The sequence below is a fragment of the Collinsella sp. LCP19S3_A7 genome (genome assembly GCF_052121995.1).
Classification (GTDB): Bacteria; Actinomycetota; Coriobacteriia; order Coriobacteriales; family Coriobacteriaceae; genus Collinsella.
The window spans coordinates 37181-59339 of sequence record NZ_JBQKDE010000012.1 but is presented as its reverse complement, the minus strand read 5'-3'; the positions used below and the strand labels follow the sequence as shown (position 1 = coordinate 59339).

The following is a 22159-nucleotide window of genomic DNA, read 5'->3' as shown; positions in this document are numbered from 1 at the left end:
CGCCCACCCCCGATAGGGGCAGGTCGCCGCGATACCTCTCACGGTTCATAGCGATGAGTCCTCTGTGTATGCCCGCTTCGGCAGGCAGATCTGTTGAACGGATTTATTATACCGTGCGGCGCGGACGCACAACGTCCAGCACGCCGTGGTTTCGATAAACGAGGGCGGTAATAGCCTCGAAATAATCGGGCGTTTCAGCCACACGGACGCATGCGAGCGTCTAGCATATCCATTCAAAACGGATTCACGAGCAAAGGGAGTCACAAGCGCATATGAAGCAATGGGTTGGACTGGGTAAGTTCCTCGCGGGGCATATGCAGATCATCGTTCCGATTTGCGTGACGCTTGGCGTGCTCTTTCCCCAGCAGATCGGCGTACTCAAGCCCATCGTCCCCATCCTGTTTGCCTTTATGACGTTCCAAGGTGCCCTCAGCAACACCTTCCATCAGGTAGCCGAAGTATTCCGCCGTCCGCTGCACCTGATTTTGGCGCTGCTGGTCTCGGCGGTGCTTATTCCCATAACAGCCTATGCCATGGGGTCGCTGTTCTTTGGCTCCAACCCCAACCTAGTCTGCGGTATCGTGCTCGAGTACAGCGTACCTGTGGCAGTCACTGCCTTTATGTGGATTAGCATGTTCGGCGGCAACGGCCCGCTCGCGCTCACCATCATCCTGACGTCCTCGGTTATCTCACCCGTTACGATTCCGCTCACGCTTAAGCTCTTGCTGGGCGCCACCGTCTCGATCGACGTGCCGGGCATGATGCAGAACATGGCCTTCATGATCGCTATCCCCGCCCTGCTCGGCATCGTGATTAACGAACTCACGCGCGGATGGGGACACGAGAAGCTCTCCCCCGCGCTCTCGCCCGCCTGCAAGTTCATGATGATGGGTGTTATCGCGTCGAACTCCACCGCCATGAGCGAGTACGTGCTGCACATGAACGCGGTGCGCTTGGAAGTCGCCCTCTTTATTTTGATCTTCGCCATCAGCGGCTTTGTCGTCGGTATTCTGGTCGCCCGCGCACTGCATCTGCCGTATAGCGAAACGACTGCCATGTGCTTTACCTGCGGCATGCGCAACATCTCTTCGGGCGCCGTCATCGCCACGCAATACTTTCCGGGCGAAGTCGTATTTCCCGTCATGTGCGGAACGCTGTTTCAGCAGGTACTTGCCTCGCTTATCGGGCATCTCTTTGAGCGTCTAACCGGCGAGGAGCGCGCTGCCCAGCGCAAGCGCGTCGAGGCCGGCCGCGACGCCATGGCACGCTAGGCTGTCCGCATTACGCGGGTGTTAGTCTTGCTATACGAGCGTTTCCAGATGCGCGCGCAGGCGCTCAGCATCGATATCGAGCGTCGTCTCGGCATTGACCTGGGCCAAACGATAGCCGACAAAGTAGGGCGAAACCACCCAACGCGGCAGCGCCTTGGCAATGGTCCGACCGCCCAGGTGATAGAAGAACAAGTTGTACGACTCTGCACGGCCACCGTGGTGCTCGTTTAGGATATAACGCAGAGCTACCTGGATCGCATCGGCGAAGAGATTCGCCTCGGCTTGGTCCCGCGTGTCATCGCTGGCGGCGATTCCCCGCGGAGCTGAAACGTTGACCTCAAAGAACCCCATAATCGGTTCGGTTGAGATGTTGACCGCAATTCTCCCCTGTTGCCAGACATTGATGCCTTCGAAATTGGCGGAAGTCAGCGAAGCATAGCCATCTTCCTGCTCCAAACCCACAATCTGCATGTGCGGATGAACGAGACTACCGCCCGAGAGCGGACCCTTGTTCTTGTACATGAGCACGCTTCGATACTGCCGTGAATCGATCATCTGCTGCCAGCAACCCAGGGCAAACCGCATCACATGATGCAGCTCGTCCGGCGCATAGGTCACCAGGTCTGCGTCGTGGTCGGCCGACTCGATCAGCACGGTTTGACGGGTGGCGCGCAGGGTCTTGAACTTATTCTCGAGCCAGATACAGTCACCGTCGCGCCGGATGATATTGGCGAGTTCCTCGGTATCGCAAAAGGGGCACGCGGTGCCAGGGCGCCGGTTGTCGTCGGGCTTCCCGCTCGCCTGCTGAACGTCAAATACCAGGGGCACGGGTTATACCTCCAGCGGCACGATCTTGGTGCCATGGAGCTCGGAGACGCCCAGTGCCGCAGCCACGGTATCGCGGTTGGCCGTGGAAATGCCGCCGCCGGGAAGGATGGTCAGGCGATCGTTCGCGTAGTCGATAAGGTGCGACAGATGCTCCAGGTTGTCCTCAATCGGCGTGCCGGCGGCACCGCCATGCGTCAGGATGCGCGTTATGCCGCAGTCGGCGAGCGTGTCAATCGCGTCGAGCTGGGCCTCGGGCGAGAGCTGGTCAAACGCCATGTGAAAGGTGATGTCAAGGGACTCGCGCTTGCACTCCTCGGTCGCGCAGCCCGCAGCCATCACGAGGGCGCCCAACGCAAGTTCATCGAGCGCCCATCCGCCGGCACAAGGCTTGCAGCAGCCAAAGACCAAGCCATCGACGCCGGCACTTACGGCAAGGCCCAAGTCCATCTCCATCATGCGCAGCTCGTCCTGGTTGTAGTGAAAGTCGCCGCCACGCGGACGGATCATGCACATCACCCGTGCATCGTGCTCGCGAGCATAGCTGGTCGTAGCGCTGATAACGCCGGCCGAGGGCGTGGTGCCACCAACCGCAAGGTTGTCGCACAGCTCAATGCGTCCCGCACCGGCCGCAATGGCCGCCGGCACCCGCTCAAAGTTCTCGGCACAAAACTCGTACAGCATAGATAGACCCCCCAGATGACACTTCTATTTCCACACGGCATTGTCGCACTTTAAATACCAAGCCAACGGATCATTTCAAAAGGGGCGCTGACCGAGTTGGTCAGCGCCCCTATTACTGGATGGATTAACCACCAAGATAAGCTTTGCGGACGTTGTCGTCGTGCAGCAGCTCTTGGCCCGTGCCGGTCATGGTGATCTTGCCGGTCTCGAGCACGTAGCCGCGTGTGGCGATGGAAAGCGCCATCTGCGCGTTCTGCTCGACCAGGAGCACCGTGGTGCCGGCCTTGTGCAAATCCTCGACAATCTGGAAGATCTGCTCGATCAGGATCGGCGCCAGACCCATGGAGGGTTCGTCGAGCATGAGCAGCTTGGGGTTACTCATAAGGGCACGACCCATAACGAGCATCTGCTGCTCGCCGCCCGAAAGGGTGCCGGCCACCTGGCGACGGCGTTCCTTCAGGCGCGGGAACTGCTCGTAAACACGTTCGAGGCCCGGGGCAACCGTGGACTTGGGCTGTGTATAGGCACCCATCTCCAGGTTCTCCTCGACCGTCATCTGCAAAAAGGCACGACGCCCCTCGGGTACCTGAGACAGGCCCTTGCCAACCAGCTTGTCGGCGGGCGTATGGATAATGTCCTCGCCCATAAACTTGATGGAGCCGGTCTTGGAGCGCAGCAGGCCCGAGACAGTCTTGAGCGTCGTGGACTTGCCGGCGCCGTTCGCGCCAATCAGGGCCACGATCTCGCCCTCGTTAACGTTAAAGGAGATGTCCTTAATGGCGTGGATGGCGCCGTACCAGACGTTGATGTTGTAGACGGAAAGCATCGGCTCTGCCATTTAGTTCTCCCCCTTATCCTGCTTGCCCAGATAAGCCTCAATAACGGCTTCGTTGTTCTGGATTTCCTCGGCCGTGCCCTTGGCGATGACCTTGCCAAAGTTAAGCACGCAGATACCCTCGCAAATATTCATGACAAGCGACATGTCGTGCTCGATGAGCATGATGGCAATGCCAAAGGTGTCGCGAATCTTGACGATGTTCGCCATGAGCTCCGCAGTCTCGGACGGGTTCATGCCGGCGGCAGGCTCGTCGAGCAGTAGTAGCTTGGGATTGGTGGCAAGCGCGCGGACGATCTCCAAACGACGCTGAGCGCCGTAAGGCAGCGAGCCGGCCTGCTCGTTCGCCAGATGTTCCATATCAAAGATAGACAGAAGCTCCATGGCGCGCTCATGGGCGGCCTTCTCGTGCTTCCAATACGTCGGCAGGCGTAGCACGCCCTCAAAGCCGGAGTAGCGCTCCTGGTTGTGCAGGCCGACCTTTACGTTGTCCTCCACCGTCATGGTGTTGAACAGGCGGATGTTTTGGAAGGTACGAGCGATACCCATGCGGTTGACCTGGTAGACGGACTTGCCCGAGGTGTCCTCACCGTCGAGCAGGATGGTGCCGTGCGTGGGCTGGTACACCTTGGTGAGCAGGTTGAAGACCGTGGTCTTGCCGGCGCCGTTGGGGCCGATGAGACCGGCGATCTCGGTCTTACCGATGGTCAGGCTAAAGTCGTCGACCGCCTTAAGGCCGCCGAACTCAATGCCCAGGTGGATGCACTCGAGCGCCGGGCGCTCGCCCAGGTCGCGGTCGGGAACGATGGCGCCAGAAGGATACGGGACCATCTTGCCCTTGTTGAACTCAAACTTACTGGGCATCGGTTGCCACCTCCTTCTTGGAAGCAAAGCGGTCCTTAATGCGCGCGAAGAACGCCTTGAGCTGCGGGTTGTTAGTAAAGACCATGACCAGAATCAACACGATGGCGTAGATGAGCATGCGGTAGTCCGAGAACTGACGGAGCAGCTCGGGGAGCACCGTGAGCAGCGCTGCCGCGATGACGGAACCGCGCATGTTGCCCAGACCGCCCAGGACCACGAACACCAGAATGAGAATCGACGTGTTGAAGTCGAACTTAGTGGCGGAGAGCTGCGAGAAGTTACCGCCGAAGAGGGCTCCGGCAGCACCGGCGAGAGCGGCGGAAACCACGAAGGCGATCATGCGGTACTGGGTGACGGAGATACCCACGGACTCGGCAGCGATCTTGTTATCGCGCACGGCCATGATGGCACGACCGGTGCGGCTGCGGACCAAGTTGAGCACAATCACGAGCGCAACCATAACCAGGATGGCGCCAGCAAGGAACGTCGAGTAGGTCGAAACACCAGATGCGCCCTGGGCACCCTTGATGATAGCGGTGCCGTCTTCGAGCAGGTGTAGGTCGTCGATCGTGGAATTGCCCGTGATGTTAAAGATCACGTGCAGGCCGCGGGAATCGACGCCCACAATGAGGCAGGTAACGATCTCTTTGATAATCTCGCCAAAGGCCAAGGTTACGATGGCCAGGTAGTCACCGCTCAGGCGAAGAACCGGAATACCGATCAGGAAGCCCAGAATGGCAGCGGCGATAGCGCCGACCACAATGCTGATGATCAGACGCACCGGGTCAGACGGAACGGCGCTCTCCAGCGCGACGGCGGTGACGATTCCCGTATAGGCGCCGACGCTCATAAAACCCGCGTGGCCCAGCGACAAGTCGCCCGCGATGCCGACGACGAGGTTGAGCGAGATGGCCATGACGATATAGGCCGTGATGGGAACCAGCTGACCGACAATCATGCGCGGAATCATGTGGTTAGACTGCATAAAGAACACGATGGCGAACGCCACAACGCACATGGCGTACGTGACAAAGTCGTGACGCGTCTGCTTGTCTGTAAGAAACTTCATAACGCTCACCTACACCTTCTCGGGTACGTACTTGCCCAAGAGGCCGGCAGGCTTGACGAGCAGGACGATGATCAAAACGCCAAAGACGATGGAGTTGGCAAGGCTCGTGGAAATGTAAGCCTGCGCCATCGCCTCGATGATGCCGATGAGAATGCCGCCGACAAAGGCACCGGGGATGGAGCCGATGCCGCCGAAAACGGCAGCGTCGAAGGCCTTGATGCCAGGCATGGCGCCCGTGGTGGGCTGCAGAACCGGCGAGTAGGAGCACAGGAGCACACCGGCGATGGCGGCAAGGGCGGAGCCGATGGCGAACGTCATCGAGATGGTGCGGTTGACGTTGATGCCCATGAGCTGAGCGGCGGCCTTGTCCTCGGACACGGCGCGCATGGCCTTGCCCATCTTGGTCTTACCTGTAAAGATCATCAGACCGGCCATGATAACCAGGCAGGCGACGATGGTGACGAGCGAGACGGCACTTACGTTGAACTTGGCCAAGAACTCCGGCACCGGGAAGGTAACGAGCGAAGTGAAGTTCTTGGGCGTGGCGCCCCACAGAAGCTGCGCGGCATTCTGCAGGAAGTAGGACACACCGATGGCCGTGATCAGAACGGCCAGCGGGCCTGCTTGGCGCAGCGGTCTATAGGCCAGACCCTCAATGAGAACACCGAGAACCGTGCAGACCACACAAGAGAGAACTACAGATGCCCAGCCCGGGAGGCCGAGATACGACGTGGCGCAGAACGAGACATAGGCACCGACCATGATGACATCGCCGTGAGCGAAGTTGAGCATCTTGGCGATACCGTAGACCATGGTGTAGCCCAACGCGATGATGGCGTAGACGCTGCCCATGGACAGGCCGTTGACCAGGTATTGGATAAAGACCGTCATGTTCCACATCCCCTTTCGAATAGGTTTCCAGTTGATGTATGAAACAGGGACGTTACGTTGTCCCCAGATACCAAGCAAGCAGGGAAGGCGAAAACCTCCCCTGCTTGGGATCAAAACCGCTCTATGTAAGGCGGCCTATTAGGCCAGTACGTACTTGCCGTCGGTGATGACATACGCCGTAGGATCCTTCTGGACCTGGCCCTTGTCGTTCCAGGAGAGCTTGCCGGTCAGACCGTCAACGGTAATCTTGAGCATAGCCTTGGGCAGCTTCTCGGCAACCTCGGTCGGGTCGGCGTCGACACCAAGACCGGCCTCCTTGAGGGCCTCGGCCACCGCGTGCACGCCGTCGTAGGCATCGGCGGCAAACTGGTCGGGGGTATCGCCGTACTTATCCTTGTAAGCGTTGACGAAGTCGGCGTTCTTCTCGTCGTCGGCGGAGAACGGGGTCATGAGCAGCAGACCCTCGGCAAGAGAGGTGTCGAAGCCCTCGACGCCCAGGATGCCGTCCATGCCGTCGCATCCCATCATCTTGACGTCGTAGCCCATGTCCTTGGCGTTCTTGAGCAGGACGGACGCCGGCGTGTAGTAGATCGGCGCAAAGATCATGGTGGCGCCGGCCTGCTTGGCCTTGGTCAGCTGGTTGGTAAAGCTCGTAGCGGAGTCGTCCTTAAAGGTCTCCTCGTCAACAATCTCGAGCTTAGACTCAGCGGCCTGAGCCTTAAAGGAATCTGCAATGCCCGAAGAATAAGCGTCGCCGGAGTTATAGAACAGCACGAACTTCTCGTCCGCATACTTCTCTGCCAGGAACTTGGCAGCGTTGACGCCCTGGTTGGGGTCGGTAAAGCAAACCTGGAAGACGCAATCCTTTCCGTCGGTGACGTCCTCGGAGGACGCGGACGGGGTGATCATGAATGTCTTGGGGTCGTTGCTGCACTCTGCGGCAACGGCAACCGACGCACCCGTGGTGGTCGGGCCGACGAGGGCCTGCATGCCCCAGTCGAGCAGGTTATTAAAGGCGTTGACGGCCTTCTCGCCGTCGGCCTGGTCGTCCTCGGCCTTGCTGGCAAGCGGCAGCTCCTTGGTGGAGAAGTCCTTGCAGCCAAGCTCGACGCCCTGGGTAACGGACTTGCCGTAAGACGCGGCGGCACCGGTCAGCGGGCCAATGGTGCCGATCTTAAACGAAGCGTCGCTCGAAGCGGAACCGCTGTCGCCGCCGTTGGAGGAGCAGCCAGCTAGAATGGACATCGCCCCCAGACCTGCTGCGCTCGCGATAACGCTCCTGCGATTCATAACAGGGTTCAATGACTTACCGGTGAGGCTCGACATGCGGCTCTCCTCTCAAATCTCGTCGGGTTTCGGTTACCCGACAGGCCATCCTCCGCCGTCTTCGGCGTTCGCAAAATAGTAGACGCTTTAGTTGAGAAAAGTGGCGATTATTTCAACTTTTCTTTTGCCTTGTCCATTTATCCATAATTATGCGTATTTCTGTCGGTTTATACAGTTTAGCGACTTTATTGTGTGAAGTGTGAAAGTAATGTTTCCGTTCTGTTACAAGCTTTCCTGCCCTGAATAACATGGCCCCACCGGTCTCGTTATATGCACTTAGGCGGCGATGTACTTGCCGTCCTGAATCACATAGGCCGTAGCGGGCTTCTCGACTTGGCCCTCGTCGTTCCACGTGAGCTCGCCTGTCAGGCCCTCAATCTTGATCTTGCGCATAGCCTTGGCAAGGTCGCCGGCAATGTCGGCGCCGTCGACCGTAATGTCGATGTCCGCCTCATCGATTGCCTCGACAATCGCGTGGATGCAGTCATAAGCATCGGCGGCAAACTGGTTGGGCGTCTCGTTGTAGGCGTCCTTATATGCCTTGACGAAGTCGGCGTTCTTCTCATCGTCGGCAGAGAACGGGGTCATGAGCAGCACGCCCTCGGCAAGAGAGGTGTCGAAGCCCTCAACGGAGAGCAGGCCGTCCATGCCGTCGGTGCCCATGAGGGTCATTTCGTAGCCCATGTCCTTGGCGTTCTTGAGCAGGACGGACGCCGGCGTGTAATAGATCGGGGCAAAGATAAGCGTGGCGCCGGCCTCCTTGGCCTTGGTGAGCTGGTTGGTAAAGCTCGTGGAAGAGTCGTCCTTAAAGGTCTCGGTATCGACGATATCGAGCTTGGACGCCTTGGCCTGCTCGGCAAAAGCGTCGGCAACGCCCGAGCTATACGTATCGCCGGAGTTGTAGAACAGGGCGATCTTGGCGTCTGCATACTTCTCGGCCAAAAACTTCGCGGCGCTGGCGCCCATGGTGGGATCGGTGAAGCAAACCTGAAAGACCGTGGTCTTATCCTTGGTGACGTCGAGCGACGAGGCCGAAGGCGTGACCATGAGCATATCGTCGGCGATCTCGCCCGAGACGGCGACGGCGGCACCAGTCGTGACGGGGCCGACGAGCGCCTGCATGCCCCAGTCGCACAAGGTATTGAAGGCGTTGATGGCCTTCTCGCCGTCGGCGACGTCATCCTCGGACTTAAGCGAGAGTTTGAGATCCTTGGTCGAGAAATCCTTGGCGGCGAGCTTGGCACCTTTCTCGGCCGAAACGCCATAGGTTGCCGCGGCGCCGGTCAGAGGGCCGATGACACCGATCTTGAAGGTCTTACCGTCATCGGCGGAGCCGCCGTCCGAGCCACCCGACGAGCAACCAGCGAGCGCGGCAGCGCTGCCGAGCGCCGCGGCGCCGGCGAGAAAGTTCCTACGGCTGAGCGTGCTGTTGATGTTGAACATGGTGTCCCCCTTTTTCGCTGGCCGCGGTGCGGCCGTCTTGCGGTACGGGGCAAACCTTATGGCGCAAACGTTGACAGTTTGTTACGGAGTTCCGTTTGTAGCGAGCATGTTTCCAATGTTTCCGCAGCGTTTCGGGGGTGCCGTTTTGTGCGACTCCTGTTGCCTGGCGAGCACGCGCTCTCGGTTCACGCTAGAATGCACTCAACATTACTTGATCAATCAATCTATAAGATGCACGAAGGAGCTATCTATGAGCGAACCCCTGCGCACCGTGAACGTCGGTCTGATCGGTCTGGGAACCGTCGGCGGCGGCGTGGCCCGTCTGATCAAGAGCCACCACGATGAGTACCTGGCCGCCTACGGCATCGACCTTAAGCTGACCCGCGCCTGCGCGCTTGCCTGGGAGCAGGCCGAGGCGGCAGGCATTGAGCGCGAGGCCTTTACGAGTGACTGGCATGACGTCGTTACCGACCCAGCCGTCGATATCGTCGTCGAGCTGATCGGCGGCGAGCATCCCGCGACCGAGATCTTCACCACCGCCTTTGAGAACGGCAAGCACGTCGTCTCTGCCAACAAGGCCCTGTTGGGCCGTCATGTCGAGACGCTTGCCGAGAAGGCGCGCGCGTGCGGCGTGCAGATTAAGTGCGAGGCCAGCTGCGGCGGCGGCATCCCCATCGTGAGCACGCTCGAGCACGACCTGGTGGGCAACAAGATCCTGACCATCGCCGGCATTCTCAACGGTACCACCAACTATATCCTGTCGCGCATGGACGCCGAGGGCGCCGATTACGCCGACGTGCTCGCCGACGCGCAGGCCAAGGGCTACGCCGAGGCCGACCCGTCCGCCGACGTCGACGGCTTCGACGCCGCCAGCAAGACGGCGATTCTCGCCTCCATCGGCTTTGGCACCCGCGTTACCACCGACGATGTGTACCAGCAGGGTATCCGTACCATCGGCGCCGAGGACATCGCCCAGGCCCGCGAGCTCGGCTACACCATTAAACTGCTCGGCATCGCCCGCAACACCGACGCCGGCGTCGACGTCCGCGTTCATCCCACGCTGATTCCCGCCGACCACATGCTCGCCAAGGTCAACGGCGCCATGAACGCCGTCTACGTGGTGGGTGACGCCGTGGGCGAGACCATGTTCTACGGTGCCGGCGCAGGCTCCTTCCCCACCGCAAGTGCCGTCGTGGGCGATATCCTGTCGCTCTCCGAGCAGATCAGCCGCGGCGTGGCTCCGCTGCCCGAGATTGAGCCCTATGGCCACAACCTCGCCTTTAAGCCCATGGACGAGCTCCAGACCAAGTACTATGTGCGCCTGAAGGTCGCCGACCGCGTGGGCGCCCTGTCCGAGACGGTCGATATCTTTGCCAAGCACAACATCTCGATCTCGCTCATCAACCAGGTCGAGGACGGCAAGTCGGGCGCCAGCGATACCTGCTCGGTCATCTTCCTGACGCACCGCGCGCTCGAGAAGGACGTCCAGGCTGCCGCCGCCGAGCTTGCCAGCGTCGACTGCGTGGCCGAGGTCGCCAACGTCCTGCGCATCGAGAACGTCGAGGCCTGGACCGAAGGCGTCATGGCCAACTAACCCAACGCTCGCCTAGCAATACGCGCTTTGAGGGCTCCCGTCCGATGTGGGACGGGAGCCCTTTTGCCTCCTGCCCTAAGCACAACGGCAGAGCACATTTGCGCGAGCCGCTCATCGGTAACGCGCGCTACCGTTCACCGATATGCAAACGCGGTCGATTCCGGCTACCGCTACGCTGTGCTGAGAATGACCGCCCGCGATGAGAGGAAGCACTATGTTGCTCGAGGGCAAGAAAGCAATCGTCACCGGAGGCACGCGCGGTATCGGCTATGCCATCGCCTGCCGTTTTATCGAGGAGGGTGCCGCCGTCACCGTCTTTGGCTCGCGCCAGGAGACTGCCGACGCGGCCGTTGAGAAGCTGGCGGCCGCCTATCCCGACGCCAAGGTCTGGGGCCGCTCCTGCGACCTCACCTCACTCGAGGCCGTGACCGAGGCTTTTACCCAGGCTGCAACCGACATGGGCGGCTTGGACACGGTCGTCAACAACGCCGGCATCTCCCAGCGCTCGCCGCTTTTGGACTACACGGCCGAGGAGTTCGCCACGGTCATGGACCTCAACGTCGTCGCCGTCTTTAACGGTCACCAGGCGGCCGCCAAGATTATGACCGAGGCCGGCCACGGCGGCACCATCACCACCACGAGCTCGATGGTCGCCAAGTACGGTCAGCCCTCCGGCGTCGGTTGCCCCACGTCCAAGTTTGCCGTCAACGGCATGGTCCAGTCGCTCTCGCGCGAGCTCGCCCCCATGGGCATTCGCGTCAATGCCGTCGCACCCGGCGTAACCAAGACCGATATGGTCGCCAACCTGCCCGAAGAGGTCATCAAGCCCATCATCGCCACCATTCCGCTGGGTCGCATGGGCGAGCCCGAGGATGTCGCCAACGCCTTTGTTTTCCTAGCGAGCGACATGTCCTCCTACGTCACGGGCGCCGTGCTCCCCGTCGACGGAGCCGCCCGCTCCTAAAGGTCGCAAGCCACGACTTCGAACCTCAACGAGGCCCAACGCAAAAGGCGCGCTGTCTGCATCAACCGCAGGCAGCGCGCCTTCTTCTGTTTGTAAGGGAAACTGCGTCCCGGTATTTCAGCTCAGAACGGGACACAGCTTCCCTCAGGGCCATGTTTCGGAAAGTGCGCCCCGTTTTGAACGCCAATTCTGGGACGCGCTTTCCTCAAGGCCTTTGATTCGGAAAGCGCATCCCATTTTGAACCTTCAGACTGGGACGCGCTTTCCGGCAGGAGTCCAAAGCGGAAACCGCATCCCACTCTGGGCTTGGGACTGCGGACAAAAAGTTGGACCGTTGAGGTCCGGAACGGAGTCCGCATGGCATACAGTAGGAGAATGGTGGAGAGGGCCAGGGCGCTTCGCGGCGCCGGGCTCACCGTCATGGAGATAACCGAGATACTCGGCGGGCCCGGCAAGACGTCCGTCTGGCGCTGGATCAGGGACGTGCGCAAGCCCGCGGGAAGGGCCGGTGGAGGAATGGACCTGCCGCGACTCGTCGGGGACGGCCCCGACTACCCCGACATCGACCCGGAGGACAAGGACGCCCTGATCGAGCGGCTCAGGCTCGAGAACGCGGTGCTGAGGGCGGTGCAGGACGTTTTAAAAGCCGAGAGCCTCGACGGGATGTCGAACAGGGAGAAGACCCTGGTGATAGACCGCCTGAGGCCGTGCGGGAAGTGGTCCTTGAGAGAACTCACGAGTTCCTTGGGGATATCAAAGAGCTCCTATGAGTACCAGCGCCGCGCGATCGCGAGGCCCGACCGGCGCGCGCCCCTGCGCGCGCTCGTGCGCAGGATCTTCACCGAGGACGGCGAGGGAGCGCGGGGGTACCGCTTCGTGACGGCGCGCCTGCGCGAGCTCGACGAGCCCGTGCGCGCCTCGGAGAAGGTCGTCCTCCGCATCATGCGCGAGGAGGGCCTGGTCCCCAGGTGGATGAGGAGGAAGAGGAGGCCCTACAGCTCCTATGCGGGCGAGCCGACGCCGGCCCCGCCGAACCTCGTGCGCCGCGACTTCCGCTCGGCCCTGCCGAACTTCCTGTGGCTCACCGACATCACCGAGTTCAGGCTGCCCTCCGGCAGGAAGGTCTACCTGTCGGCCATCAGGGACTGCTTCGACTCCTCGGTCGTGGCGTGGAGGGCCGGCGAGAGACCGGACGCCGCGCTCGCCAACTCGACGCTCGAGGACGCCTGCGCGCTGCTCGCGCCCGGCGAGCGCCCCGTCATCCACTCCGACCGCGGCGGCCACTACCGCTGGCCCGGCTGGATCTCGATCTGCGAGGGGCACGGCCTCGCCAGGAGCATGTCCGCCAAGGGCTGCAGCCCGGACAACGCGGCGATGGAGGGCTTCTTCGGCCTGCTCAAGAGGGAGTTCTGGCACGGCAGGGACTGGTCGGGCTGGACCCCTGCCCGCTTCATCGAGGAGCTCGGGGGCTGGATCGGCCGATACAATACGGAGAGGCGCAGCGATGCGCTCGGCGGCCGCACGCCGGCCGAGTTCCGCGCCGCGCTGGGAAGGGCCGCGTAACGGTCCAAGAAATCGTCCGCAGTCCCGTCTTTAAAGCGGGACGCGGCTTCCCCTAGGGAAGCATCTCGTTATTTGCCGTCGTCGTCCTGGGCTTCATCGCGCGCGTAGAGCTCCAGCATGCGGCGGCGGTATTCGCGCACGGCGAGCTTGGCGCGCTCCAAGCGGCGGCGCTCACGCGGAGTCAGCTTGGACGGGTCGATCTCGTCGCCATAGGTCTTCTCAGCCAGCAAATGAGCGGCGTCCACGATGCGGGCATCGATGTGGCCGCTCGCTGCCTCGATCGAGAGGCGTTCAGCAATGGAATCAAGGGTAGGTATGCCGTCGAGCGAACGACCGTGACCATGCGAGGTCAGCAATTCGTGTTCGCGCGCGAGCAGGCTCGCTAGGTCGTGGTGAGCGCGCAGGATATCGAGTGCGTCGGCAGGGTGCTCGGCGACCTCTGCCACGGCAGTGGCCGGCGCGGCATCGACCACGCGATAGAAGAGCTGCGCGAGCAGCGGCATCAAGAACACCGTGATGGCACCGGCGGCTACCATAACCGAGGCGACGTCTTGCGACAGCGCGCCTGCGTTGACGGCCACACTCGTCACGGCAACGATGATCGGCAGGGCCGTGGTGCAGTACAGAGCCACGGTAATGCGGCCATACGCCGAAACGTCACGTGTCGCGGGACAAATGCTCATAGAGACAAGGATCGGCACGGCGCGAATGATCAGCAACGCCGCGATAAAGCCCACGAGCAGACCCGGGCGCGACGCCACGGCCGTCAGGTCAATCTTTGCGCCCGACACGGTAAAGAACACCGGAATCAAAAAGCCATAGGCCAGGCCATCGAGCTTGGTCTCGAGCGTATGGTTGCCCTCGGGGATGATATAGCGCAGGACAAAGCCAGCGGCAAAAGAGCCCAACACGATGTCGAGGTCAAAGATGGCGGAAAATGCCACGAGTGTGACCAGAATGAGCACCGTCAGGCGCACGAACGTCTGCGACGTCGTGTCGGCCCGTTCCTCGACAAACGCAAAGAAGCGGCTGCCGACGCGCTTGGAGCGGCTCGGAACCACGGCCAACAGCACACAGACCAGTGCAAACAAGCCAAGGATCACGAGCGTCTGGATACCAGTACGAGCGGAGAGCAGCACCGACATGGCAAGCACGGGACCGAGCTCTCCCCACGTGCCATAGGCAAGGATGGAGTTGCCCACGCGCGTGCCGGTCAGCGAACGCTCACGCATGATGGGCACGAGCGTGCCGAGCGCCGTCGAAGTGAGCGCCAGCGTCACGGCGATACCGTCGAAATGGCTGACCGAGAACCACGGGGTAAAGCGCACGGCAAGCCAGGCGATGCCAAACGTGACGACCCACGTCGCCATACCGTAGCGCCCCTCGACGCCCGTGATGTTCTTGGGGTCGATCTCAAAGCCGGCAAGCAGGAACAAAAAGGCCAGACCGAGCTCGGACACAAGCGATACCTCGGCATCTACATGGATGACGCCGAGCATGTGAGGCCCCAGCACCGCGCCGAACACGAGCAAAAAAACCGTCTCGGGAACGGGCTTTCCGGGAATCGCCGATGCGATAAAGGGGCTTGCGAAAGCCACAAGCGCGATGATGGCGAGCGAAACGAATGCCATGTGATGCCTTTCTCTTGTTTGCGCTTCACTGTAGCACCCTCGCCGTCCTCAATACGCCATGAGCTGTCGTATCATAGTGACGTTTACAAACATGTGGCTCAAGGCGACCGCGAGGCTTGTCCCGCAAACCGACCGCTGCCGCATACCGCACCGTACGCCCAACCGATCAGGAAGGCAGGAACCAATGGTCTCTCGTATTTACGTGGAGAAGAAACCCGGGTTCGACGTCGAGGCTCAGCAGCTCAAGGGCGAGCTGACCGAAATTCTCGGCATCAAGGGCATCGAGGCCCTGAGGATCATCAACCGCTACGACGTCGAGGGCATCGACGAGGAGCTTTTCCGCTCCTGCGTGCCGACCGTCTTTAGCGAGCCCCAGGTCGATGTGACCTACGACGAACTCCCCGCAAGCGATGGCGCCGTCTTTGCCGTCGAATTCCTGCCTGGCCAGTTTGACCAGCGCGCCGACTCCGCCAGCGAGTGCGTGCAGCTCATCAGCCAGGGCGAGCGCCCCGCCGTTCGCTCCGCCAAGGTCTATATGATCTCGGGCGCTCTGGACGAAGCCGCCATCGAGGCCATCAAGCACTACGTGGTGAATCCCGTCGAGGCCCGCATCGCCTCGCTCGACCTACCCGAGACGCTGTACATGGAGACCCCCGAGCCCCAGCCCGTCGAGGTGCTCGACGGCTTCCGCGAACTCGACGAGGCCGGCCTTGCCGCCTTTATCTCCGAGCGCGGCCTTGCCATGGACGAGGCGGACATCGCCTTCTGCCAGCAGTACTTCCGCGATGAGGACCGCGACCCCACCATCACCGAGATCCGCGTGATCGACACCTATTGGTCCGACCACTGCCGCCACACCACCTTCGGTACCGTCCTGGACGACGTGACAATCGATGACGCCGTGGTACAGCAGGCCTTCGACCGCTATATGGAGATGCGCCACGAGCTCGGTCGCGACGCCAAGCCCGTCTGCCTTATGGACATGGGCACCATCGGTGCCAAGTACCTTAAGAAGACCGGCGTCATGACCGATGTCGACGAGTCCGAGGAGATCAACGCCTGCACCGTCAAGGTGAAGGTCGATGTCGACGGCGAGGACCAGGACTGGCTGTTCCTGTTTAAGAACGAGACCCACAACCACCCGACCGAGATCGAGCCCTTCGGCGGTGCCGCCACCTGCGTGGGCGGCGCCATCCGCGACCCGCTCTCTGGCCGCAGCTATGTGTACCAGGCCATGCGCGTCACCGGCGCCGGCGACCCCACCGTCCCGGTCTCCGAGACGCTCGAGGGCAAGCTGCCGCAGCGCAAGCTCGTGACCACCGCTGCCGCCGGCTACTCCAGCTACGGCAACCAGATCGGCCTTGCCACCGGTCAGGTCAACGAACTCTATCACCCCGGCTACGTGGCCAAGCGCATGGAGGTCGGCGCCGTCGTGGGCGCCACCCCGGCAAACCACGTGCGTCGCGAGTGCCCCGCCCCCACCGACAAGATCATCCTGCTGGGCGGCCGCACCGGCCGTGACGGCATCGGCGGCGCCACCGGCTCCTCCAAGACCCAGAACACCGATTCCATCGAGACCTCGGGCGCCGAGGTCCAGAAGGGCAACGCCCCGGTCGAGCGCAAGCTGCAGCGTCTGTTCCGCCGCGGCGACGCCTGCCGCCTGATCAAGCGCTGCAACGACTTTGGCGCCGGCGGCGTCTCGGTCGCCGTGGGCGAGCTTGCCGACGGCCTGTATGTCGACCTGGACACCGTGACCAAGAAGTACGACGGCCTGGACGGAACCGAACTCGCTATCTCCGAGTCCCAGGAGCGCATGGCCTGCGCCGTCGCCGACGGTGACGTCGAGGAGTTCATGGGTTATGCCGCCGAGGAGAACCTGGAGGCGACCGTCATCGCCGAGGTTACCGCCGAGCCGCGCATGCGTATGGCCTGGAACGGCGTCGCCATCGTCGATCTGTCCCGCGAGTTCCTCAACTCCAACGGCGCACCCAAGCACCAGGTCGCCCACGTGTGTGCCCGCAGCGTGTGGCAACCCAGCTGGGCCGGCACCACGCTTGCCGAGCGCATGACCTCACTTGTCACCGATCTCAACGTCGCCTCCAACAAGGGCCTTTCCGAGCGCTTCGACTCCACCATCGGTGCCGCTACCGTGCTCATGCCCTTTGGCGGCAAGACGCAGCTCACCCCGAGCTCTGCCATGGTCGCCAAGTTCCCCGTGGACGGCGAGACCACCACGGCGAGCGCTATGGCATGGGGCTTCAACCCCTACCTGATGGAGGCCGACCAGTTTGCAGGCGCCTACCTGTCCGTGGTCGAGTCCATCGCCAAGCTCGTTGCCGCCGGCTTTGAGCACAAGCGCGCCTACCTCTCCTTCCAAGAGTACTTTGAGCGCCTGCGCACCGAGCCCGAACGTTGGGGCAAGCCCATGGCAGCCGTCCTGGGCGCCCTTATGGCCCAGGTCGACCTGGGTGCCGGCGCCATCGGCGGCAAGGATTCCATGAGCGGCTCGTTTGAGGACGAGGCCGGCGAGCTCAACGTTCCGCCGACCCTGATCAGCTTCGCTGTCGCCGTGGGCCGTGCCGCCCGCGCCGTCTCCCCCGAGTTTAAGGGCCTCACGCACCGCGTCGTTCGCATCGCCCCCGCCACCTACGGCGAGGACTACCGCCCCGATGCCCAGCAGCTGCTCGCCGCGTTTGACGCCGTCGAGGCGCTCACCGCTACCGGCGACGCCCTGGCCGTCTCCACGCCCGGCTACGGCTGCGGCGCCGAGAGCCTCTTTAAGATGTGCGTCGGCAACCAGATCGGTATCGAGCTTGCCGAAGATGTGGACGTGGAGAGCCTCTTCACCCCGCTCTACGGCAGCTTTATCGTCGAGCTCGCCGAGGACGCCGAGCTGCCCGAGGTCGCCGACGGCGTTGTCGTCGAGCCCCTGGGTACCACCGTCGAGGGCTATGTCATCGACACCGGCTCCGAAGTCATCGAGCTCGCCGAGCTCCAGGAGGCCTGGGAGAGCGGTATCGAAGGCGTCTTCGCCTACCGCAGCGCCGGCGAGACCCCCGAGGTCGAGGCCATCGACTTCCGCGCCAAGGATATCCACGTGTACGGCGGCGCCAAGATCGCCCGGCCGCGCGTGATCATCCCTGTGTTCCCCGGCAACAACTGCGAGTACGATAGCGCCCGCGCCTTCCGCGCCGCCGGCGCCGAGGCCGACACCTTCGTGATCAACAACCTCACGCCCGAGGCCGTCGCCGAGAGCACCCACGAGCTCGCCCGCCGCATCCGTGCAAGCCAGATCGTCATGATTCCCGGCGGCTTCTCGGGCGGCGACGAGCCCGACGGCTCCGCCAAGTTCATCACGGCGTTCTTCCGCGCTCCCGAGGTCACCGAGGCAGTCCGCGACCTGCTCAAGGCCCGCGACGGCCTGATGCTGGGCATCTGCAACGGCTTCCAGGCCCTGATCAAGCTCGGCCTGGTGCCCTACGGCGACATCGTCGATGCCACGCCCGATGCGCCCACGCTGACGTTCAACACCATCGGTCGCCATCAGAGCCGTCTGGTGCGCACCCGCATCTCGTCCAACCTGTCCCCGTGGCTGTCGCAGTGCAGTCTGGACGACCCCTACACCGTCGCCATCAGCCACGGCGAGGGCCGCTTTGTCGCCAACGATGAAGTGCTCGCCCAGCTGATCGCCAACGGTCAGGTCGCCACGCAGTACGTGGGCGAGGATGGCAAGCCCAGCATGGATCTCTCCGTCAACCCCAACGGCTCCGCGCTCGCCATCGAGGGCATCACGAGCCCCGACGGCCGCGTCCTGGGCAAGATGGGCCATGCCGAGCGTCGCGGCGACAACCTGTACCGCAACGTGCCCGAGCATGTCCCCGGCGATAAGTTCATGCCGATCTTTGAGAGCGGCGTAGCCTACTTCGCTTAAATACGTTCCCATCGGGTACAATCCCCTCGGGTAACAACACCCGCCACCGGTACACCCGGTGGCGGGTTCTTTTTTACTTCGCGCATACAGGAAGGACATCATGGAAAGCCGCAAGCCGTATCTCGCCACCCTGCCCGGACTCATCCTGGGCTGCCTCGTCTGCTGCGCACTCTGGGGGTCGGCTTTCCCCTGCATCAAGATCGGCTATGAGCTCTTTGGCATCCCCGCGCACGATAGCGCCTCGCAGCTGCTCTTTGCGGGCTTGCGCTTCACGCTTGCCGGCGCCCTGGTTATCGTTGGGATGAGCGCGGCCCAGCGCTGCCCACTCGTTCCACAGGCTCGCGACATTAAGCCCATCTGCATCCTGTCGCTCTTCCAGACTATCGGGCAGTACTTCTTTTTCTACCTGGGACTCTCGCGCGCCAGCGCCATGTCGAGTTCCATCATCGAGGCCAGCGCCAACTTCCTCGCCATCCTCTTTGCCGCTCTGGCGTTTCGCACCGAAAAGCTCGATGCGACCAAGGTACTCGGCTGCGTACTGGGCTTTGCCGGCGTCGCATTCGTCAACCTTTCGGGTGCGGACGGCACCTTTGGCTTTACACTCGACGGCGAGGGATTTATCTTGGCTTCCACTATTGCGGGCGCCCTGTCGACCTGCCTCATTGGCATCTTCTCGCGCGAGCATGACGGCGTCTTGCTCGCCGGCTGGCAGTTTTTGGTCGGCGGTTTGGTCCTTACCGCCATCGGGTCTTTGATGGGCGGCGCGCTATTCCCCACCGAAATCGCCCCCGCCATCGCGCTCATCATTTATATGGCGCTCATTTCCGCCGTCGCGTACTCGCTGTGGTCCCGCCTACTCGCCGTCAACCCCGTTAGCCGCGTTTCGGTCTTTGGCTTTATGAACCCGGTCTTTGGCGTGCTGTTGAGCGCGTTGTTGCTCGGAGAGGGCGCTGGCACGAGCCCCGTTACCGTAATTGTGGCCCTGCTCTTGGTCTGCAGTGGCATCATCATTGTCAACAAACCTAAAAAGGCCTAACAAACCACCCCGTTTGGAAAAAGGCAGCTCTCACTTTAGCTTAATGGAGTACATTGTATCTCGTTGATTTCGTACCGAGTCGCGGCGGCAGACGCCGTCTTGCCGTAACGCGCCGGCGACATCGAGGGGATACAGATGCATAAGAAACTGGTTATGGGAAACCAGGCCTTTGCGTATGCCGCGCTTGCGGCGGGCGTTCGCGTGGTCGCCGGTTACCCGGGCACGCCGTCGACGGAACTTGTCGAGACAGTTGCCAAACTCAAGGCCCAAGGTAGTGCCGAGGGTGTCCACGTCGAGTGGTCGACTAACGAAAAAGCCGCGCTCGAGGTGCTGGCAGGTGCATCGTATGCAGGAGCGCGCTGCCTTTTTACCTGCAAACAAGTCGGACTAAACGTTGCCTCCGACCCGCTCATGAGCCTCAACTACGTGGGCATCAAGGGCGGTCTGGTGCTGTTTGTTGCCGATGATCCCGGCCCCATCTCCTCTCAAACCGAGCCGGATACGCGCCGCTTTGCCGCATTTGCGAAGATCCCCGTGCTCGATCCGCAAAATCTGGAGCAGGGTTACGCGATGATGCAAGAGGCATTTGAAATCTCGGAGCGCTACCATACGCCCGTTATCGTGCGCCCCACCACCCGCGTATGTCACGCCTCAACCTATTTGGAGGTACCCGAGCATACCGTCGCACATCCCGCTGGCACCTTTGAGAAGGATCCCAAATGGGTTATCTTCCCGCGCCGTTCGTTTGCCGCCCATGGCGAGGTTAACGAGCGCCTGCCGCAGATTGCAGACGCCTACTCCAGCGGCAAGGCCGCAGACGCGTTTAACCCCATCGAAAACCATGGCAATGCCACGCCGCGCCTGGTGAGCTGCCGCGCTCCGAGAAAAAGACGAGGCGCATCTTCGACAGCCGATACTAGTCCCCGAAAGCGCAGAAGGGGCGCACGACCATCGCAACGGTCGTGCGCCCCCTTTTTTAGCGTATCTGGACGCCGACTTTCTTCTTCTCGCGCTTTACGCGGTAGAGCTCCGCGTCGGCAGCACGGAGCAAGTCTTGCCAGGTATCGACGCCATCACCAACCCGTGCGTAGCCGATGGACATCCGCAACAGATACGGAACCTCGGCGCGCGCGAGCTCGTCGTTGATTGCCGCGCACAGATGCAAGATATCCTGCTCCGCTATCGCCTTTTGAAGCACCACGAACTCATCGCCGCCATAACGCGCGATAAAGCTACCAGACGCCGAGCAGACTTCTTTGAGCGCAGCGGATATGACCTGAAGAGCATGGTCGCCCTCCACATGTCCATAGCGGTCGTTAATCTGCTTAAAGCCGTCGGCGTCCATCACAAGCAGATACACGTCTTTGGCCTGATCCACATTTGAGAAGAGCGACAGTATATAGGTCTCAAAACGGTTGCGATTGTTGAGGCCAGTCAACGGGTCGGTCGAGATGAGCTGCTCCTGGAAGACAATGTAGAGCAGCAATATGCTAATCATTATGCCGACACAAAGGCCGGGCAACGAGTATACAACCTGAAAGGTACCGCCCACCAGGGCCGGAATGGCGAAAAATGCCAAGGTTCGATAGATGGTCTTCGTCTGCAGGCTCTCGACCCTGCGAGATTGCACAAACGCATGTAGGGACGTATGTATAACGTAACAGTAGCTGACAATGGGCTGGATCATATAAGCAGAGCCGCGACTATACACGCCCTGCGAATCGATATAGAACAGGGCGTGCGTCCAGTAACTGGTAAACGCCAGCACGACCACCAGAACCGTAGGCGACGCTACAAGCACCACCCTATAGCGCGAGGCCAAAAGGCGAGAACCCTGCACCGTCTCGGAATAGATAAACCAAATGAGACACACGATGGCAAAGAGCGAAAACGAAACCGCGTTGGAAATCCAGTTGACAGCAATGCCCAACGTGCCGTCCACACCATCCAATAGCACCCAGATCATATCGAATAATATGTACGCGGCAGAGGTGTAGCCAAGCATGCTAAACAATAGCTGCTGGGTGCTCGAGAACAAGGAGCGACGACTCCGCACGGCAAGCCCGATAAGAACAATCATGCTTAGCAGGAATATCTCAATCTTGAGCGCCTTGACCACCAGGCCCATCTCCCCATCATCAAACCGACAGCGCTTCTCCGAGCCGCACGCATCACCATAACTCCCCCAATCCAGAGGGGAATAAGGGAATAATACCAGAGCGCCCGGGCGCT

At 61.5% G+C, this 22159-nt stretch carries 16 protein-coding genes and 1 pseudogene; 7 read left to right on the top strand and 10 right to left on the bottom strand.

Annotation, left to right across the window (positions count from 1 at the left end):
* The first annotated feature begins 272 nt into the window (after positions 1-272).
* Positions 273-1271 (top strand): bile acid:sodium symporter family protein, encoded by a 999-nt coding sequence (locus ACTQV3_RS06705; protein WP_441069303.1) that lies wholly within the window; start codon positions 273-275, stop codon positions 1269-1271.
* A gap of 30 nt (positions 1272-1301) precedes the next feature.
* Here the strand turns inward: ACTQV3_RS06705 and ACTQV3_RS06700 are convergent, their stop codons facing one another.
* The 8 genes from ACTQV3_RS06700 to ACTQV3_RS06665 form a co-directional block, all read right to left on the bottom strand.
* Positions 1302-2099, bottom strand: coding sequence for a DUF4931 domain-containing protein (locus ACTQV3_RS06700; protein ID WP_441069305.1), 798 nt, complete (start codon positions 2097-2099; stop codon positions 1302-1304).
* A gap of 3 nt (positions 2100-2102) precedes the next feature.
* Entirely contained in the window at positions 2103-2780 is a 678-nt protein-coding gene (locus tag ACTQV3_RS06695; RefSeq protein ID WP_441069307.1) for a copper homeostasis protein CutC, read from the bottom strand.
* Positions 2781-2904: 124 nt separating this feature from the next.
* Positions 2905-3618: an ABC transporter ATP-binding protein gene (locus tag ACTQV3_RS06690; RefSeq protein ID WP_229770701.1), complete on the bottom strand. Its 714-nt coding sequence runs from the start codon at positions 3616-3618 to the stop codon at positions 2905-2907.
* The gene (locus tag ACTQV3_RS06685) at positions 3619-4479 is read right to left on the bottom strand and encodes an ABC transporter ATP-binding protein (protein ID WP_427719717.1); all 861 of its coding nucleotides are present in this window, start codon (positions 4477-4479) and stop codon (positions 3619-3621) included. It abuts the gene before it with no gap.
* A complete protein-coding gene (locus tag ACTQV3_RS06680; RefSeq protein ID WP_427719716.1) occupies positions 4469-5548 on the bottom strand; it encodes a branched-chain amino acid ABC transporter permease in 1080 nt (359 codons plus the stop codon). Before ACTQV3_RS06680 ends, ACTQV3_RS06685 begins: the two co-directional genes overlap by 11 nt.
* A gap of 9 nt (positions 5549-5557) precedes the next feature.
* Positions 5558-6439 carry a branched-chain amino acid ABC transporter permease gene (locus ACTQV3_RS06675; protein WP_154517188.1) on the bottom strand — a complete coding sequence of 294 codons (882 nt, stop codon included), beginning with the start codon at positions 6437-6439 and terminating at the stop codon, positions 5558-5560.
* Positions 6440-6577: 138 nt separating this feature from the next.
* The gene (locus ACTQV3_RS06670; protein ID WP_427719715.1) at positions 6578-7765 is read right to left on the bottom strand and encodes an ABC transporter substrate-binding protein; all 1188 of its coding nucleotides are present in this window, start codon (positions 7763-7765) and stop codon (positions 6578-6580) included.
* A 276-nt stretch (positions 7766-8041) separates the two neighbouring features.
* Complete coding sequence (locus tag ACTQV3_RS06665; protein ID WP_427719714.1) at positions 8042-9208, bottom strand: ABC transporter substrate-binding protein; 1167 nt, start codon at positions 9206-9208, stop codon at positions 8042-8044.
* 250 nt (positions 9209-9458) lie between these two features.
* Between ACTQV3_RS06665 and ACTQV3_RS06660 the strand changes: the two genes are divergently transcribed.
* From ACTQV3_RS06660 to ACTQV3_RS06650, 3 genes are all read left to right on the top strand, one after another.
* A complete protein-coding gene (locus ACTQV3_RS06660; RefSeq protein ID WP_441057765.1) occupies positions 9459-10802 on the top strand; it encodes a homoserine dehydrogenase in 1344 nt (447 codons plus the stop codon).
* Positions 10803-11016: 214 nt separating this feature from the next.
* Positions 11017-11766, top strand: a complete 750-nt coding sequence (locus tag ACTQV3_RS06655; protein WP_441069309.1) for an SDR family NAD(P)-dependent oxidoreductase — start codon at positions 11017-11019, stop codon at positions 11764-11766.
* 357 nt (positions 11767-12123) lie between these two features.
* Positions 12124-13329 (top strand): IS3 family transposase, encoded by a 1206-nt coding sequence (locus ACTQV3_RS06650; protein ID WP_154517173.1) that lies wholly within the window; start codon positions 12124-12126, stop codon positions 13327-13329.
* A 68-nt stretch (positions 13330-13397) separates the two neighbouring features.
* Here ACTQV3_RS06650 and ACTQV3_RS06645 read toward each other — a convergent pair whose 3' ends face one another.
* Positions 13398-14960, bottom strand: a complete 1563-nt coding sequence (locus ACTQV3_RS06645; RefSeq protein WP_441068749.1) for a cation:proton antiporter domain-containing protein — start codon at positions 14958-14960, stop codon at positions 13398-13400.
* A gap of 184 nt (positions 14961-15144) precedes the next feature.
* Between ACTQV3_RS06645 and ACTQV3_RS06640 the strand changes: the two genes are divergently transcribed.
* The 3 genes and pseudogenes from ACTQV3_RS06640 to ACTQV3_RS06630 form a co-directional block, all read left to right on the top strand.
* Entirely contained in the window at positions 15145-18891 is a 3747-nt protein-coding gene (locus ACTQV3_RS06640; protein WP_427747911.1) for a phosphoribosylformylglycinamidine synthase, read from the top strand.
* A gap of 100 nt (positions 18892-18991) precedes the next feature.
* The gene (locus ACTQV3_RS06635; RefSeq protein ID WP_441068751.1) at positions 18992-19927 is read left to right on the top strand and encodes a DMT family transporter; all 936 of its coding nucleotides are present in this window, start codon (positions 18992-18994) and stop codon (positions 19925-19927) included.
* A gap of 135 nt (positions 19928-20062) precedes the next feature.
* Positions 20063-20596 (top strand): annotated as a pseudogene (locus ACTQV3_RS06630) (hypothetical protein); the annotation flags it as partial.
* 307 nt (positions 20597-20903) lie between these two features.
* On the opposite strand, the gene ACTQV3_RS06625 reads toward ACTQV3_RS06630, so the two are convergent.
* Positions 20904-22055: a diguanylate cyclase domain-containing protein gene (locus ACTQV3_RS06625; protein WP_427796117.1), complete on the bottom strand. Its 1152-nt coding sequence runs from the start codon at positions 22053-22055 to the stop codon at positions 20904-20906.
* Positions 22056-22159: the final 104 nt, after the last annotated feature.